Source organism: Burkholderia sp. BCC0044 (genome assembly GCF_902832955.1).
Classification (GTDB): Bacteria; Pseudomonadota; Gammaproteobacteria; order Burkholderiales; family Burkholderiaceae; genus Burkholderia.
On the sequence record NZ_CADFDO010000002.1, the window covers coordinates 1,247,031 to 1,263,489 of the forward strand.

Here is a 16,459-nt window from a genome sequence, read left to right on the forward strand (position 1 = left end):
GACGAGCAATTTTCATGTTCGGCAATATCGACTTTATTCAGAATTAAGAAATCCTCACCAATTCCTCCTTATCCTATTTAGATAGGATCTTTTCTGTCGTCCCATTCGGGCCACACGCGGTTGTTGGTTCAAAAGCCATCGTGTATCAATAGCGTGTCGCAAAAAGAACGTTGGCAAATTAGACAGGAACCGATGCGCGTCATTGGTTCCGGATGGGAGATTGCAATGTCACCTTCGCTTCGACAGCGTGCTCGCCCTTTGCTGTGCGTCGCTCTCTCCACGCTGTGCATGAACGCCATGGCCCAGGCATCGGCGGCCTCGTCGCCGGCGGCCGCGCCGGGGGCAAACCGGTACGTGATTTCGTATATCTGCGGTGACGCGCGGATCGACGGTACCGCGCCGCTTCCGCCTGACGGGCGCCCATACAACCTGGGCGTGTCGTTCTTGTCGGGGAGCACCGGACAGCCGCTCTCCAACGTGCAGGTGCGCCTGCGCCGGCATGGGCGCGTGCTCGTCGAATTCAATGCATCGGGATCGCGCTGCCTGTTCAGCGTGCCGGATGCGAGCTACCGGGTCGAAGGGACCTATCAGGGAGCCACCCAGTTCGCGATCGTCGAGACCGGCACGCTCACGACGCAGTTGCGATGGTGAGCGTCGCGCCGCCCCGCGCCAATCGCGTCATTCGTGGAACGCTTCGAATCAAGGAGTCTTGAATGCCTCGTGCAGAACGACCGGACGGCTCGCCCGACCGCCAGCCAAAACCCTCGTGGGGTCCGGGAAAGAATGCGGCGCTCAGCGTTGCCGCCTTTGCCGCGATCTTCGGCGCCTTCGCGTATGTCGAGCGAGACGCGAGGGTCGGCCATGCGAGCGTGACGCACGATATCGCCGGCGTGATCGGCAACGCCGCCGGCAAGTACCGCGAATTCATCGTGGCGGCGACGGGCGGCGCGTCCGGCACGGCGGCGCCCGCCGGATCGACGGCGTCTGCCCGCTCGACGGCGACGGTCGCGCAAGCCGGGCCGGTTCCGCCGTCTGCATCGACGCCGCCCGCCATGTCGGCCGCAGCCGAACCGCCCGCGCCGCCGCAAACGACGACGACGGCCCGCTCCGACGTGAAACCCGTGCGGCCCGCGCACGTGCCGGCGACGAAGCTCGCGGGCGATCCGCACGCCGCGTCGAGCGCCAGTCGCACGGCGCGCCCCGGCGACGCGCACCGGACGTCACGTTCGCAGGCGCTGGCGCGCGCGAGAAAACACCCCGACCCCGTGCCGACACGGCAACCGCAGTCGTATCTCGCCGGCACGTCGCCCATGGAAACCACCCGCGTCACGCACGATGAGCTGGAAGGCGCCCGCGCGCTGGCCAAGGCACGCTGGTGCGCACAGATCGACGAATGGAGCTGTGTGGAGCAAAACGCGAGTCGTGCACTCGCCATCGACCCGAAGAACAGCGAATCGCGCGCACTGCTTGGACAAGCGATCCGCAACCGCCTGTAAACCGGTCGAATGCCGCCGGGCCTCGCCGCCCGGCGGTGCGACGGCCGGCGACGAACGCCGTCGGGCGTGCAACCGATGTGAACGTTTCAAAGTGAGGAGACATCGTGGCTAACAATCGTCAACAACAATGCACCACCGTCGTTCCGCCGACCCGGCGGATCCTCCTGCATGCGCCGCTGCTGTGCCTGCTCGTCGCGTCCGGCCCGTGCCTCGCCGCCGAAGGCGGTACGGAGCCGCAGGCCGCCCAGGGCTCTGGCGCGCAACCCCCTCAAACGCCGACGCCGATCGCGCAGGCGTCGGATGCGTCGATGCAGATCGCCCAGGGATCGAACCCGGCGATGCCGACCACGGTCGTGGTGGATCCCGATGCGCCGCAGCCGGGCGCCGCGGTGCCGGGCGCGCACGCGTCGGATGCGCCGATGCTGCTTGCGCAGGCATTCGTCGACACCGCTCCGCCGGATACGTCGGCGCCACGCGCGCAGACGTCGGATGCACCGCCGCAGCTCGCTCAAACCGCGATCACCGCACCGCCGACCACGCCCGCTACGCCGACGCTCACCGCGCAGGCATCCGGCACACCGATGCCGAATTCGCCCTCGCCCGTGACCCAGCCCTCCGGCGCCGAACCGCCGTCGCCCCAGCAGCCGAATTCACAGTCGCCCGGCGCGCAGCTCCCCGGCGAACCGATCCAGCGATCGCAGGGACCCGACGTCCAGGCGCCGAATGCGCAGGCGCCGAATCTGCGCACCGCCGACGTCGCGACGGTGCGCAACGACGTGTTCGGCCTCGCGACGAGCGGCGGCGCGGTCAAGGCGCTCGACGAAGCGAAGGCCCGGCCCGACGCGTTCTCCGCCGTCGACATCGCGCAACTGGAAGAACTGTCGATTCGCCAGCAGGTGCGCGGCGGACGCGACAAGTCACGTTCGATGACGAGCTCGGACCGCTTCGACGGCATCGACAACGCGCTGCGCGCGGCCGACGACCTCGACCAGCGGATGCCCGCCACACCCGAGTACATGCCGGTCCGCACGGCGCTCGCGGGCGACCGGGTCGTCGCCCTTGCGGCACGCGGCGACATGAAGGCGGCCGTCACGACGTTCGAGACGATTCCGTCCAACGCGGAAATCTCGATCGACGCGCTCGCGGCCGTCGGCGACGCGTACCTGTACCTGAGCGAGCCGGCCAAGGCGAACGCCGTCTACGCGCGGGCGCTGCAGCAAGCCACCGCGTCGCCGACCGATCGCGCGACCCGCGGCTTCCAGTATGGCGCCCGCACGCAGCCGATCGAGCTGCGCGAAGGGTTGTTCTGGTCGTACGTCGACCAGGCGCGTGCGCCCGAAGCGAAGCAGGTGCTCGACGACATGGAGAAGTCGCTGCCGCCGGTCAAGCAGGTGACCAACGTCGGTCCCGGAGAAAGCGACTATCTGCGCTACTACCGGCTGCGCTCGCAGTACCTGATCTTCACCGGACACGTCGACCAGGGGATCGCCGCGCTCGAAGAGCTCGAGAAGCAGGTGCCGTTCAACGCGGAGGTCCGCGCCGCGCACGCCGACGCGGTGTCGGGCCAGTCGCATCCGCGCCAGGCGATCGCGATGTACCGCGCGTCGCTGACCGATCACCCGGACAGCGTCGAGATGCTCGCGGGCCTCGGCCGCGCATCGCTCGTGGCGGACGACTACGCGACCGCGAAGACCGTCGACCAGACGCTGGACAACACGTTCCCGGACAGCGGCGCCGTGCGCGGCTTCAAGCGCGACTACAACGCGTACCGCAGCCCGGTGTTCACGACCGACCTGAGCTTCGAGCACGGCAACAGCGCACTGGCCAACAACAGCTTCACGTCGGACAGCTATGTGTATTCGCAACCATTCGGCGACAACTGGCGCGTGTTTTCGCACACGTTCTACGGTTTCGCGCAGACCGACGACGGCAACCTCAGCCGCACGCGCACCGGCATCGGCGGCGACTACCGGCACGGGCCGCTCACCGTGCTGGGCGAAGTCACGCGCTCGATGGGCGGAGACGGCCGAACCGGCGGCCGCGGGACGATCGCGTACGCGCTGAACGACTACTGGACGGTCAGCGCCGGGCTCGACAGCAACGACAACTCGCTGCCGTGGAAGGCGTATGCCGCGCACATCTGGGGCCGCTCCGCGAACGTCGAGGTCGTGTATCGCCAGAACGACCGGCGCGAAGTCAAGCTGAGCTACGGCGTGAGCCGCTACAGCGATTCGAACTTCCACCAGGAGATCGCGGCGACCGCCACGCAGCGCGTGTACACGTCCGCGAACCAGCTCGTCAACGTCTCGCTGAATCTGGGCACGGACAGCAACACGCGTCAGGACGCGCCCTACTTCAGCCCCGGTCGCGACTACGCGGCCGCCGCGACCGTGATGCATCAATTGACGCTGTGGAAGAAGGGTGACATGGGGCTGCAACAGCGCGTGTCGGTGTCGGGCGGCGCGTACAACGAGCGCGGCTTCGGCACCAGCCCGCTGTGGAGCGCGCGCCTCGAGCACGCGTGGACGTTCAAGCACGACATCACGCTGAGCTACGGCGTCGAGGTCAGCAGTCACGCATACGACGGCCAGCGCGAGCGCTCCGAAACCGGCTTCCTGTCGCTCAACCTGCCGTTTTAGCAAGGAGATCGGGCAATGCTGCAATCCAGACGGACCTTCATGTGCGGATGCCTCGGCACGTTTGCCGCCTGTTCGCTGTTCCCGGGCGTGAGCAACGCCAAGATGATCGACCTGCTGCCGCCGTCCGATCCGGCCGACGGCAAGACGTTTCGCGTGATCTGCATGCACGACGTGCGCGACAACCTGATGGCGTCGTTCTCGTCGCCGACGGCGATCATCGATCCGTTCGCGGTCGACACCGGCACGCTGACCGCGATCTTCTCGTGGCTGCAGACCAACAACTACCACACCATCACGGTCAGGCAGATCGAGGAGTCGCGGCGCGGCGGCAAGCCGCTGCCGCCGCGCTCGGTGCTGCTCACGTTCGACGACGGCTTCCGCAGCCACTACACGAAAGTGCTGCCGCTGCTGGAGCGCTTCAAGTATCCGGCCGTGATGGGCCTCGTCACCGCGTGGATCGACACGCCGCCGGATACGCCGATCCGCATCAGCGACAAGGTTCAGGTGCCGCGCGACTACTTCCTGTCGTGGGACGAGGTGAAGAAGCTCGGGCAGTCGGAATTCGTCGAGCTCGGCTGCCACACCCACAATCTCCACCACGGTGCGGTCGCGAATCCGCAAGGCAACGAGCTGCCGGCGACCACGTCGCATCTGTACCTGCAAGACCAGAAGCGCTATGAAACCGACGCCGAATTCCACGCACGCGTGCACGACGACCTGCAGACGTGCGTACGGCAGATCCGCGAGCGCACCGGCATCGTCGCACGCTCGATGGTGTGGCCGTACGGCGCGGAAAACCAGCCCGTGCGCCAGATCTCGACGTCGCTCGGCATGGACGTCCAGTTCAGCCTCGATGCCGGCCCGAATACGCCGGACGTGCCGCTCGACCGGCTGAGACGAATCCTGATGATGTACGACGTCGACATCGGCGGGTTCGAGCGCTCGATGCGCGAACCGGCGTCGAACCGCGGCGACGTCGACGTGCCCGAGCGCACCGTGCAGGTCGATCTCGACCAGGTCTACGATCCCGATCCCGCGCGGCAGGAAGCGAATCTCGGCAAGCTGATCGAGCGCATCTACCGGATGCAGCCGAAATCGGTGTACCTGCAGGCGTATGCGGACCCGAAGGGCACGGGCGTGGCCGAGGCGGTGTACTTCCCGAACCGGCACCTGCCGATGCGTTCCGACCTGTTCTCGCGCGCCGCGTGGCAGCTCAATACGCGCGCCAACGTGCAGGTGTACGCATGGATGCCGGTGCTCGCGTTCCGGCCGCCGGCCGACAAGCTCCGCTCCCTCGAGGCCGTCAGCGCATTCGGCGGCGCGCCGGCCCGCGAGAACGGCACGCGCGTGTTCCGGCTGAGCCCGTTCGATCCCGATGCGCGGCTGATGATCCAGCAGATCTACGAGGATCTCAGCAAGCACGCGTCGTTCAGCGGCATCCTGTTCGGCGACGACGCCGTGCTCGACGATTACGAGGATGCGGGCCGGCATGCGCTGCGCATCTATTCGCAATGGGGGCTGCCGGCCGACGTCGGCAAGATCCGCGAGAACCCCGACCTGATGAAGCGCTGGACGCGCCAGAAGACGCGCTACCTGATCGACATGACCCGGCAGCTCGAACAGATCGTGCTGGCCCACCAGAACGTCGGCGACGTGCTGACCTCGCGCAACATCTTCGCGATGCCGGTGCTCAAGCCCGAATCGGAAGCGTGGTATGCGCAAAACTATGACGATTTCCTCGCCGCCTACGACTACGTTGCGCTGATGGCGATGCCGTACATGGAGCAGACGAAAGACCCGGAAGGGTGGCTGGACCAGCTCGTCAAGGTGGTGCGCACGAAGCAGCTCGGGCTGCGACGCACCGTGTTCGAACTGCAGGCGTACGACTGGCACGCGCAGAAGGCGGTGCCCGCGAGCACGCTGCTTGCTCAGATGCGGAGGCTGCGCAGCGAGGGCGCCGTGAATTTCGGCTACTACCCCGACAACTTCCTGAACGGCCAGCCGGAACTCGACGCGATGCGCGACGTGATGTCGCTGAAGTCGCGCCTCGACCCTACCTCGATCAACGCACTGATGCAGATGCAGCATCCGCAGGGAACCAAGACGCCATGACCACCCACAGCCTCATCCAGCGCTTGCAGGATTTCGTCTTCTACTATCCATTCTTTATGTCGTATCTATGGATGATCGGCGGCGTCGTGCACTACTTCCTGCTCGAGGAGGGCCGCGAGCTGTCGACGCGCACGATCGCGTCGAGCGGCATCCCGAAGGTGTCGATCGTCGTGCCCTGCTTCAACGAAGCGGCGAACGCGCGCAGCGTGATCGCCCACCTGAACGGGATGCAGTATCCGAACTACGACATCATCGCGGTCAACGACGGCAGCAAGGATCGCACCGGCGAGATCCTCAACGAGCTGGCCGTCGAGATCCCGCGGCTGCTCGTGATCCACCACGCGCGCAACGAAGGCAAGGCGGTCGGGCTCACGACCGCGGCCGCGGTATCCAACGCGGAATACCTGCTGTGCATCGACGGCGACGCGCTGCTCGCGCACGATGCGATCGGCTGGATGCTCGAGCACTTCCTGACCGACCCGGGCGTCGGCGCGGTGACCGGCAATCCGCGCATCCGCACGCGCACGTCGCTGCTCGGCCGCATGCAGGTCGGCGAATTCTCGTCGATCGTCGGGCTGATCAAGCGCACGCAGCAGGTATACGGCCGCATCTTCACGGTGTCGGGCGTGATCACGATGTTCCGCAAGACCGCGCTCGCCGACGTCGGCTACTGGAGCTCGGACATGCTGACCGAGGACATCGACATCAGCTGGAAGCTGCAGTGCCGCGACTGGCGCGTCGTGTACGAGCCGCACGCGCTCAGCTGGATCCTGATGCCCGAGACCGTCAAGGGGCTCTACCGGCAGCGGCTGCGCTGGTCGAAGGGCGGCATCCAGGTGCTGCTCAAGTACGCGGGCACGCTGATGCGGCCGACGCAGATGATGATGTGGCCGCTGTTCGTCGAGTACCTGATCGGCATCGCGTGGGCGTACTCGATGTCGTTCATCCTGCTGCTCGCGCTGATCGACGTCGTCTACCCGCTTCCGCCGAACTGGCATGTGTCCGTGGTGCCGCACTGGCACGGGATGCTGCTGGTCGCGACCTGCATCCTGCAGCTGATCATCGGCAGCATGATCGATCGTCGTTACGACGAAAAACTCCTGATGTACTTCCTTGACACCATCTGGTACCCCGTCGCGTTCTGGCTGATCAGCATGATCACCACCGTCGTCGCCCTGCCCGCCGTCGTACTGCGGGGCCGCGGCAAGCGCGCCGTTTGGGTCAGTCCCGACCGAGGCATTCAACATGAAGAACGCGCCGATTATTGACCTTTCCCTGCGCGCCCCGCGCGACATGATCGCCGAACGCGGCAGCATCGTCGGGCCCGTGCTCGTCGCGTGGTTCCGCGTCGTGCGGCCCGCGCTGGTCGGAGGCGTATGGGCATCGATCTGCATCTATACGTACCGCTACCTGTTGCCGTTCAACGAGGCCGAGATGCCGATCGAACAGATCGTGTTCTACGTGACGAGCATCGCGCTGATCGCCGGCACGATCGTGATGTGGCTGATCGCGGGGCGCGTCGTGCATCCACTCGCGTACCGGTTACGGGTATCGAAGATGCTGCGGCGCTCGGCCAGCGTAAAGGTGCGCTCCGTGCCGCCGACCGCGTTCGCGAGCGAGCGCCGGCGCGGCGCGCGGCGCACGACGCGCATTCTCGTCGCGTCGCACGATGCGAACGGGTCGATCTCGGGCATCGAGTGGATCGCGCACGCGGAACCGCAGCCCCGCGAATAGATCGCCGAAGACGTGCCGTGTCGCGCCGGGCGCAACGCATCCCGCGCGACACGCCTCCTCTCCTGACATCGTGCTGGCGTGCGCCGCGCGCCGGCCGGCAACTCCCTGTAAACGAGGTGAATCATGTGCGGAATCGTCGGAGCAAGCGGCCGGAACAATCAAGTGCCGCAACTGGTCAATGCGCTGAGCCGGCTCGAATATCGCGGCTACGATTCGTGCGGCATCGCCGTGCAGGGCAACGGCCGCCTGCGCAGCGAACGTACGTTGAGACGCGTGACCGACCTGCAGGATCGCGTGCTGACGCTCGGTCTCGAAGCGCAGACCTGCATCGCGCATACGCGCTGGGCGACGCACGGCGCGCCGTCTGAAATGAACGCGCACCCGATCATGTCGGGCGACACGATCGCCGTCGTGCACAACGGGATCATCGAGAACCACGACACGCTGCGCGCCGAACTGAAGCAATGCGGCTATACGTTTCGCGGGCAGACCGACACCGAGGTCATCGCGCACCTGATCCACAGCCTCTATCGCGACGACCTGTTCGACGCGGTGGTGCGCGCCGTCAAACGGCTGCACGGCGCATACGCGATCGCGGTGCTCAGCGCGCGCGAGCCGCAGCGCCTCGTCGCCGCGCGCGCCGGCTCGCCGCTCGTGATCGGCATCGGCGCCGAGCAGAACTACCTCGCGTCCGACTGCGCGGCGCTCGGCGACCTGACCGACCGCTTCGTGTATCTGGAGGACGGCGACGTCGCGCTGATCACGCCGGAGCGCATCGCCGTGGTCGATGCGGGCGGGCAGGAAGCGCGGCGCCCGTTGTGCGAAGTGAAGGCGCGCGCGGACGATGCCGCGCTCGGCCCGTACCAGCACTTCATGCAGAAGGAAATCTTCGAGCAGCCGAAGGCGATCGACAGCACGCTCGACGGCATCGACGCGATCTCGCCGGCGCTGTTCGACGCGACGGAAAGCACGCGCGGGCTGCTGTCGCGGGTCAGAAGCGTGCTGCTGCTCGGCTGCGGCACCAGCTACTACGCGGGCCTGACCGCGAAGTACTGGCTCGAAAGCATCGCGGGCGTGCCGGCCCAGGTCGAGATCGCCAGCGAATACCGCTACCGCGACACGGTGGCCGATCCGCGCACGCTCGTCGTCGGCATCTCGCAGTCGGGCGAAACGGCCGACACCATCGGCGCGATCGAACAGGCGCGCGCGATGGGCCAGGATTTGTCGATGGCGATCTGCAACGTCGCGACCAGCACGATCGCGCGCAACGCGCCGCTGCGGTTCCTGACGCGGGCCGGCGCCGAACTCGGCGTCGCGTCGACCAAGGCGTTCACGACGCAGCTCGTCGCGCTGTTCGTGCTGACGCTGACGCTCGCGCAGCTGCGCGGCCGGCTCGATGCCGCGCAAGTCGCGACGCACCTGAAGCAGTTGCGCGCGCTGCCGGACCGCATCGGCCACGCGCTCGCGCTGGAAACGCAGATCATGGGCTGGGCCACGAAATTCGCGCGCACCGAGAACGCGCTGTTCCTCGGCCGCGGCATCCATTTCCCGATCGCGCTGGAAGGCGCGCTGAAGCTCAAGGAAGTGTCGTACATCCATGCGGAAGGCTATGCGGCCGGCGAACTGAAGCACGGGCCGCTCGCGCTCGTCACGAGCGCGATGCCGGTCGTCACGATCGCGCCGGACGACCGCCTGTTCCAGAAGCTGAAGTCCAACATGGCTGAGGTGCGTGCGCGCGGCGGCCGGCTTTACGTGCTGGCCGGCAACCAGCTCGAGATCGACGCCGACCGCGACACGCACCTGATCCGCGTGCGCGAATCGGGCGACCTGCTGTCGCCGATCGTCAACGTGATCCCGCTGCAACTGCTCGCGTATCACGTCGGCTGCGCGCGCGGCGCCGACGTCGACAAGCCGCGCAACCTCGCGAAATCGGTGACCGTCGAATGACACGGCGAACGCGCCCGGTACAGGCAGTCATGCGGCTGACCGCGGCCGTGTTCTGCGGCGCGTGCGCCATCGGCGCGGCGTCGCCGGCCTTGGCCGGCGCGCCGGCCGTGCATACGGTCACCGTGTCGAGCGCCGCCCCGTCGCCGCAGGACACCGGCGACCCGCGGCGCTTCATGCACGGGATCGGCGTGGCCGACGCCGGCAACGGCAAACGCTGGGTGTTCTTCAGCAGCTCGGGCATCGTGCCGCGCGGTGCGCTGCGCAGCGGCAACTGGCCGCATGACGTATACGTCGGCGAATGGCTGCCCGACAAGCCGCGCGTGCTGCGCGTGCGCACGTTCATCAGCCGCCCCGAGGCGCAGGAACCCGTATCGATCGCGCAGAACGCGCACGGCGACATCTTCGTCACGTTCGAGGACGGCTGGAACGCGCCGCAGGAAGTCAGCCAGCGCTACGGCGTGTACCGCCGCGACCTGAAGCCGATCAAGCCCTACCCGAACGACGTCGAATCGGGCGGCCATTCGGGGCACGTCGCGACGGTCGCCGACCGCTTCGTCGTGTTCTATTCGGCCGACTGGGTCAACGGCGGCGGCGTCGACAACCTCGGCAGCGGCAACGGCGTCTACCTGAAGACCTACGACGCGGCCGGGCGCGTGCTGAACCATGTCGCGGTCGCGCCGCGTCGCCGCGAGTGGTGGCCCGTGATCGCGGGCTCGCCGCGCAACGCGCTGCTCGTGTGGCAGAAGTTCATCGAAGGCAGTACGGATGCGACGCTCGAATACGCGATGTTCGACCCGGTCACCGCGAAGCTGGAAACACTCGGGTCGCTGAACGGCGCGATCCAGTACTACGTGTATTCCGCCGCCTACGTGCCGGAGATCGACCGTTTCATCGTCGTCACGACGACGGCGGACGATCGCGGTGTCGCGATGCTGATCGCGCCGGACGGCCGCCGCACGGCGACGCTCGATTGCCTGCCGGCGTCGGTGCGCGAATCGGACATCGGCGTGTCCGGCACGCACGCGTACATGCCGACCCGCGACGGGCGGCTGCTGACGCTCGCGCTCGGGCCGGCGGACATCGCGGTGAGCGGCGTGCAGCGCTCGCCGATTCCGTGGGGCTCGACCGGCATCGCCGGTTTCCCGGCCCGCGACACGGCGATGCATTTCGTGTCGCTGACGCCAGCGGGAATGCGGGAAGCCGATTTCGAACCGAAGCAGGACACGCCGATGCCGAAGAACGACGTGTCGTGTGCGAGTCGTTGATGGCGGTCCGGTAACGCTATGTCGGCAGTGCGGGCAGACCGCGTGCCCTTCGTCTTCCCCATCCGAACCGCGCCGCGACAACGCCTCGCCCGTTCAACCGCCCGGTAGTCGGACGCACTGTCGCTGGCCTTCCGACCACGACCGCCGCGCCTTTCCTCTGCCGAATTCGCCAGCGCCGCGCGTACCGGATAGACTGTCGCCCGATTCCTTCCATCGGCCGCGGCGTCCCGCCTCCTGCCGCCGCCGGAACGCCCCTTTCCGGAGAACGAATGCTGAAGCGCCAGTGGTTTTCGCTCGTGCTGCTGACGGTGTGCCTGCTCGGGCAACGCGCGTCGGCCCAGTCCACGCTCGAACTCGACACCGACGGCACGACCCGCACCCTCAGCCGCCAGACGCTGCTCGCGCGCGCCGACGCGACCGACATCCACGTGCCGCGCGACATCGCATACGGGCGGCCGATGACGTTCCGCGCGGTGCCGTTCGCCGCGCTGCTCGGCGACACGGCGCTGCCGGCCGACGGCGTGCTCGAAACGCGCGCGGCCGACGGTTTCGCCGCGCAACTGCCGCTCGATCTCGTGCGCCGCCGCGCGCCGGCCGGCGCGACTCCGTGGCTCGCGATCGAGGATCCGGCCCATCCGTGGCCGAAGCTGCCCGGCAAGCAGGTCGGCGCGGGGCCGTTCTATCTCGTCTGGCTCGGGCCGGACGCGTCGTCGGTGCGCGGCGAGCAGTGGCCGTACCAGATCGTGCGCATCACGATCGAATCGTCGCCGCTCGCGCGCTGGCCGTCGCTCGCCGTTGATGCCGCGTTGCCCGCGGACGATCCGGCCCGCGCGGGCCAGCGGCTGTTCGTCACGCAATGTCTCGCGTGTCATCGCATCGACGGCGCGGGCAGCAGCCGCGCCGGCCCCGACCTGAACACGCCGATGAACCCGGTCGACTACTTCCAGCCCGCCGCGCTGCGCCGCTACATCCGCGACCCGGCGTCGGTGCGCGACTGGCCGGGCCGCAGCATGCCTGCGTTTCCGCCCGATCAGCTGAGCGACCGCGAACTCGACCAGATCGTCGCGTATCTCGCGTATAGGGCGCGGCGCAAGGCGGGGAAGTAACGCGAGCACTCCGCCGCCCGGCCGCATGCGTCGCGTTTACGCTTCCTGCGCGCTCTGCAGCACCGCGCGCAACAGCACGTCGGCGCCGGCCGTCGCCCATTCGGGCGTAATCGCTTCGGCCTCGTTGTGGCTCAGCCCGTCGACGCACGGCACGAAGATCATCCCGGTCGGCGCGACACGCGCGACATAGCACGCGTCATGACCGGCGCCGGACACGATGTCCATGTGCGACAGCCCGAGCGAGCGCGCCGCGTCACGCACCGTATCGATGCAGCGTGGCGCGAACGGCACCGGCGCATACGTGAAGATCTGCTCGATCCGCGCGCCGAGGCCGGTTTCGTCGGCCACGCGCGCGAGTTCCGCGCGCAGCGCCGCGTCCAGTTCGTCGAGTACCGCATCGTCCGGGTGACGGAATTCCACCGTGAAGAAGCAGCCGCCCGGCACCGTGTTGCGCGAATTCGGCCGCGCCTCGATCATCCCGACCGTTGCGCGCGCATCCGGTGCGTAGCGACGGCCGAGCACGTCGAGGAACGAGATCATCCGCGCCGCGCCCACCAGCGCGTCGCGACGGAACGCCATCGGCGTCGTGCCTGCGTGCGCGTCGACACCGGTGAGCGTCACCTCATACCAGCGCTGCCCCTGCCCGGCCGTCACGACGCCGATCGTCTTGCCGGCCCGCTCCAGAATCGCGCCCTGCTCGATATGCAGTTCGTACGCCGCGTGCACCGGATAGCCACCGACCGGCTCCGCGCCCGCGTAGCCGATCCGTTCGAGCTCCTCGCCGATCGTCCGGCCCGCGCCGTCGGTGCGCGACAGCCCGTATTCGAGCGTATAGACGCCCGAGAACACGCCGGCCGACACCATCGCCGGCGCGAAGCGCGAGCCTTCCTCGTTGGTCCAGATCACGACGTCGATCGGGCGTTCGGTCTCGATGCCCGCGTCGTTCAGCGCGCGCACGACTTCGAGGCCGCCGAGCACGCCGTAGATGCCGTCGTAGCGGCCGCCGGTCGGTTGCGAATCGGCGTGCGAGCCCGTCATCACCGGTGCGGCGTCGGGTTGGCGGCCCGCGCGGCGCGCGAACACGTTGCCCATCCGGTCGACGCGCACCGTGCAGCCGGCGTCGCGCGCCCACTGCACGAACAGGTCGCGCGACTCGCGGTCGAGATCGGTCAGCGCGAGACGACAGACGCCGCCCTTCGGCGTCGCGCCGATCTGTGCCATCCGTTCGAGCGACGCCCACAGGCGCTCGCCGTCGACGCGCGGCATGCGCGTCATGTCGGTATCGTCACGCATCGCCGTTCTCCGGCGCGCTTTGCAGCGCATAGCGGAAATCGCAACGCTTGCCGCCCTGCATGATCGTGCTCGTGCGCGTGAGCGCGATGTCCGGCGCATAGCCCTGGATAAAATAGCTGTCGCGCGCGCAGCTCAGCAGGTGGCCGATCTCGCCGAGCCCCATCGCGTGATACATCTCCGCATAGCGGCAGCGATGCACGTCGTAGTCGTAGTGCGCGTCGTCCGCGCGCCGCACCTCGACGTCGAGCGCGTCGTCCTTCTCCCACAGCACCTGCAGCGCGATGAACGACTTCACGCTCGTGCCGTCCGGCTCCTGCGCGGCAAATGTGCGGCCCGCGTCGACGGCCGCGCCGCGCACGGCTTCCGCGATCACGGCCTGCGCGCGCTCGATGCCGAACTCGCGCTTCATGATCTCGTAGATCGGCTTGATGATTTCTGCTTCGATGCGGCGCCGCGCGAGGATCCCGAGGCGCGAGTCCTCGGGTGCGGCGGCGGATGTCGGGTTCGCTTCTGTCATGGGAATCGTCCTGGTTTTTTGTCGTTGTGTCGTTACTTGGCCGCGGTGCGCGAGCCGCCGAGCACGTCGACGACGGCCCACTTGCCGCCGCGCACCTGGTAGATCGTGAAAGCCGGGTCCTTCAGGTTGCCTTCGGCGTCGAACGCAATGCGCCCGGTCACGCCCGGCCGGTCGACCGCACGAACGGCCGCGACCAGCTTCGCCGGCTGCGTCGTGCCGGCCTTCTGCGCGGCCGCGATCAGCGTGGCGGCCGCGTCGTACGCGAACGGCGCATGCAGTTCGATCGGCGCGTGAAAGCGCGCCTGGTATTGCGTGTCGAACGCGTTGCCGCCCGGCATCCGGTCCAGCGGCAGGCCCGGTTCGAGCGCCGTCACGCCGTCGCCGTCCTTGCCGGCGAGCGACAGGAAGGTCTGGCTCACGAAGCCGCCCGCGCCGAGCAGCGGCGCGTTCACGCCGAGCTGGCGCATCCGGCGCGCGATCGGTGCCGCCTGCGCGTCGAGACCGCCGAAGAACACGAGATCCGCGCGCTTGCCCTTGATCGCGGTCAGCACGCCGCTGAAGTCGGTCGTCTTGTCGTTCACGTACTGGCGATCGACGATCGTGCCGCCGTTCGCCTGCACGCCCTTGATGAACTGGTCGGCCAGCCCCGCGCCGAACGACGTGCGATCGTCGATCACCGCGATGCGCTTCGCCTTCAGCGTCTTCACCGCGTATGCACCGGTGAAATGGCCGCCCGCATCGTCGTGACCCATGATGCGGAACGCCGTCGCGTAGCCCTGCTGCGTGTATTGATGGCCGGTGGACGCCGGCGCGATCTGCGGGATGCCCGCATCGCGGTATACGCGCGACGCCGGCACGCTGCAGCCCGTGTTCCAGTGACCGACGACGCCGATCACGTGCTGGTCGACGAGTTGCTGCGCGACCGCGACCGCCGTGCGCGGGTCGGACTGGTCGTCGGCCGCGACGAGCTTGTAGACGACCGGCTTGCCGCCGATGGTCGGATGCTTCGCGTTCGCGTCGTCGATCGCGAGTTGCGCGCCGTTCTGCAGGTCCTTGCCGATCCGCGCGGACGGGCCGGTGAGCGGCGCGGCGAGACCGATCAGGACGGTCTGCGGCGCGGACTGCGCGAATGCGGGAACGGCGGCGACCAGGGCGGCCGCCGAAAAAGCGAGGCTGGCGGAGAGGAAAGCGATTTTCATGTGCGGGGATCGGTTAGCGGGATCAAAAACATGAAAAATATTAAATATTCGATACCCAAACCCCAAATACCCAATTGTTGAATGCTTATGCCGTTCCCGACACATTAACGTATCACCCTGTAAATACGGGATATTTTTGTGTTGTCGCTTACCCTGACTTTTCGATAAAATTCGATACATGAAAAATATCGAACAATTGCCGTACGATCCGCCGCTTCGCGCGGTGCGTGCGTTCGAAGCGTTTGCGCGTCTCGGGTCGGTCACCGCGGCGGCCGGCGAACTCGACATCACGCCGTCGGCGGTCAGCCATCAGCTGCAACTGCTCGAAGCGTTCATCCAGACGCCGCTGACGGTGCGCGAAGGCCGGCTGCTCGCGCTCACCGACGAGGGCCGCGACTACTACCGGTCGATCAGCGCGGCGTTCTCGGTGCTGCGCAGCGCGACGCGCTTCGTGCGCGACCGTTCGTCGCTGCGCCAGATCACCGTCAGCCTGATTCCGCTGCTCGGCATCGGCTGGTTCATTCCGCGGCTGCATGCGTTCCTGGCCGACAACACCGATGTCGACGTCACGGTGCTGTACGCGCACCACCGCAACTACCGCAGCGATGCGTCGGATCTGTCGATCCGCTTCGGCACCGGCGACTGGCCCGGTTACCGCTGCGAGCGGCTGCTGCCGGGCGCGATGGTGCCGATGTGCAGCCCGTCGTTCCTGAAGCGTCACGGGCCGTTCCGCACGCCGGCCGATCTCGCCCGCGCGCCGCTCGTGCACGACGAGGACCGCAGCACGTGGGTCAACTGGCTGCAGGGCGCCGGCGTGCGGCACGTGTCGCACGCGGTGGGGCCGATGTTCGAGGATGGCCAGCTCACGCTGAGCGCCGCGCGCGCGGATCTCGGCGCCGCGTTGCTGCGCGCGCCGCTGGTCCAGCGCGAACTGGCGAGCGGCGAGCTCGTGCAACTGTTCGATCACGCGCTCGACGACGGGCGCGACTACTACCTGTGCACGCGCGAGGACGCGGACATGCCGGACGGGGCGCGACGGCTGGCGGCGTGGTTGCGGAAGATGGCGGGGATTTGAGCGGACCCCATAGACGCGTCGTCCTGCTGGGAGCCTTGCGTGCTTTCAACTTGGCATATATGATATCCATATCATA

General features: G+C 67.7%; 13 protein-coding genes. 10 read left to right on the top strand and 3 right to left on the bottom strand.

Annotated features, from left to right (window positions below; translation table 11 throughout):
• Positions 1-225 precede the first annotated feature (225 nt).
• From HWX14_RS14035 to HWX14_RS14075, 9 genes are all read left to right on the top strand, one after another.
• Positions 226-651 carry a hypothetical protein gene (locus HWX14_RS14035; RefSeq protein ID WP_175883261.1) on the top strand — a complete coding sequence of 142 codons (426 nt, stop codon included), beginning with the start codon at positions 226-228 and terminating at the stop codon, positions 649-651.
• Between the two features lie 62 nt (positions 652-713).
• On the top strand, positions 714-1,496 hold the full coding sequence (locus HWX14_RS14040) for a hypothetical protein (protein WP_175883262.1): 783 nt from the start codon (positions 714-716) through the stop codon (positions 1,494-1,496).
• Positions 1,497-1,600: 104 nt separating this feature from the next.
• A complete protein-coding gene (gene pgaA, locus HWX14_RS14045; RefSeq protein ID WP_175883263.1) occupies positions 1,601-4,135 on the top strand; it encodes a poly-beta-1,6 N-acetyl-D-glucosamine export porin PgaA in 2,535 nt (844 codons plus the stop codon).
• 18 nt (positions 4,136-4,153) lie between these two features.
• Positions 4,154-6,247, top strand: coding sequence for a poly-beta-1,6-N-acetyl-D-glucosamine N-deacetylase PgaB (pgaB, locus tag HWX14_RS14050; RefSeq protein ID WP_175883585.1), 2,094 nt, complete (start codon positions 4,154-4,156; stop codon positions 6,245-6,247).
• Positions 6,244-7,515 carry a poly-beta-1,6-N-acetyl-D-glucosamine synthase gene (gene pgaC / locus HWX14_RS14055; RefSeq protein WP_175883264.1) on the top strand — a complete coding sequence of 424 codons (1,272 nt, stop codon included), beginning with the start codon at positions 6,244-6,246 and terminating at the stop codon, positions 7,513-7,515. Before pgaB ends, pgaC begins: the two co-directional genes overlap by 4 nt.
• The gene (locus tag HWX14_RS14060; protein WP_175883265.1) at positions 7,493-7,981 is read left to right on the top strand and encodes a Biofilm PGA synthesis auxiliary protein PgaD; all 489 of its coding nucleotides are present in this window, start codon (positions 7,493-7,495) and stop codon (positions 7,979-7,981) included. The genes pgaC and HWX14_RS14060 overlap by 23 nt, the downstream gene beginning before the upstream one ends.
• 123 nt (positions 7,982-8,104) lie before the next feature.
• Complete coding sequence (glmS, locus tag HWX14_RS14065; protein WP_175883266.1) at positions 8,105-9,928, top strand: glutamine--fructose-6-phosphate transaminase (isomerizing); 1,824 nt, start codon at positions 8,105-8,107, stop codon at positions 9,926-9,928.
• Positions 9,925-11,193, top strand: coding sequence for a hypothetical protein (locus HWX14_RS14070; protein ID WP_175883267.1), 1,269 nt, complete (start codon positions 9,925-9,927; stop codon positions 11,191-11,193). Before glmS ends, HWX14_RS14070 begins: the two co-directional genes overlap by 4 nt.
• A 269-nt stretch (positions 11,194-11,462) precedes the next feature.
• Entirely contained in the window at positions 11,463-12,299 is an 837-nt protein-coding gene (locus tag HWX14_RS14075; RefSeq protein ID WP_175883268.1) for a cytochrome c, read from the top strand.
• Positions 12,300-12,335: 36 nt separating this feature from the next.
• Here HWX14_RS14075 and HWX14_RS14080 read toward each other — a convergent pair whose 3' ends face one another.
• Genes HWX14_RS14080 through HWX14_RS14090 form a run of 3 tightly spaced genes read right to left on the bottom strand, consistent with a single transcriptional unit; the run spans position 12,336 to position 15,308 of the window.
• Entirely contained in the window at positions 12,336-13,592 is a 1,257-nt protein-coding gene (locus HWX14_RS14080; RefSeq protein ID WP_175883269.1) for a Zn-dependent hydrolase, read from the bottom strand.
• A complete protein-coding gene (locus HWX14_RS14085) occupies positions 13,585-14,109 on the bottom strand; it encodes an L-2-amino-thiazoline-4-carboxylic acid hydrolase (RefSeq protein ID WP_175883270.1) in 525 nt (174 codons plus the stop codon). The genes HWX14_RS14080 and HWX14_RS14085 overlap by 8 nt, the downstream gene beginning before the upstream one ends.
• A 32-nt stretch (positions 14,110-14,141) precedes the next feature.
• Positions 14,142-15,308: a branched-chain amino acid ABC transporter substrate-binding protein gene (locus HWX14_RS14090; protein ID WP_175883271.1), complete on the bottom strand. Its 1,167-nt coding sequence runs from the start codon at positions 15,306-15,308 to the stop codon at positions 14,142-14,144.
• A gap of 178 nt (positions 15,309-15,486) precedes the next feature.
• Here HWX14_RS14090 and HWX14_RS14095 point away from each other — a divergent pair, with 178 nt between their 5' ends.
• Positions 15,487-16,383: a LysR substrate-binding domain-containing protein gene (locus HWX14_RS14095; RefSeq protein WP_175883272.1), complete on the top strand. Its 897-nt coding sequence runs from the start codon at positions 15,487-15,489 to the stop codon at positions 16,381-16,383.
• Positions 16,384-16,459: the final 76 nt, after the last annotated feature.

Excerpts from the sequence above, each read along its gene's own strand:
- HWX14_RS14040 (WP_175883262.1), top strand. The coding sequence starts at position 714 with ATGCCTCGTGCAGAACGACCGGACGGCTCGCCCGACCGCCAGCCAAAA.
- HWX14_RS14085 (WP_175883270.1), bottom strand. The coding sequence starts at position 14,109 with ATGACAGAAGCGAACCCGACATCCGCCGCCGCACCCGAGGACTCGCGC.
- HWX14_RS14060 (WP_175883265.1), top strand. The coding sequence starts at position 7,493 with ATGAAGAACGCGCCGATTATTGACCTTTCCCTGCGCGCCCCGCGCGAC.
- HWX14_RS14080 (WP_175883269.1), bottom strand. The coding sequence starts at position 13,592 with ATGCGTGACGATACCGACATGACGCGCATGCCGCGCGTCGACGGCGAG.
- HWX14_RS14035 (WP_175883261.1), top strand. The coding sequence starts at position 226 with ATGTCACCTTCGCTTCGACAGCGTGCTCGCCCTTTGCTGTGCGTCGCT.
- HWX14_RS14095 (WP_175883272.1), top strand. The coding sequence starts at position 15,487 with ATGAAAAATATCGAACAATTGCCGTACGATCCGCCGCTTCGCGCGGTG.
- HWX14_RS14075 (WP_175883268.1), top strand. The coding sequence starts at position 11,463 with ATGCTGAAGCGCCAGTGGTTTTCGCTCGTGCTGCTGACGGTGTGCCTG.
- HWX14_RS14090 (WP_175883271.1), bottom strand. The coding sequence starts at position 15,308 with ATGAAAATCGCTTTCCTCTCCGCCAGCCTCGCTTTTTCGGCGGCCGCC.
- pgaC (WP_175883264.1), top strand. The coding sequence starts at position 6,244 with ATGACCACCCACAGCCTCATCCAGCGCTTGCAGGATTTCGTCTTCTAC.
- HWX14_RS14070 (WP_175883267.1), top strand. The coding sequence starts at position 9,925 with ATGACACGGCGAACGCGCCCGGTACAGGCAGTCATGCGGCTGACCGCG.
- glmS (WP_175883266.1), top strand. The coding sequence starts at position 8,105 with ATGTGCGGAATCGTCGGAGCAAGCGGCCGGAACAATCAAGTGCCGCAA.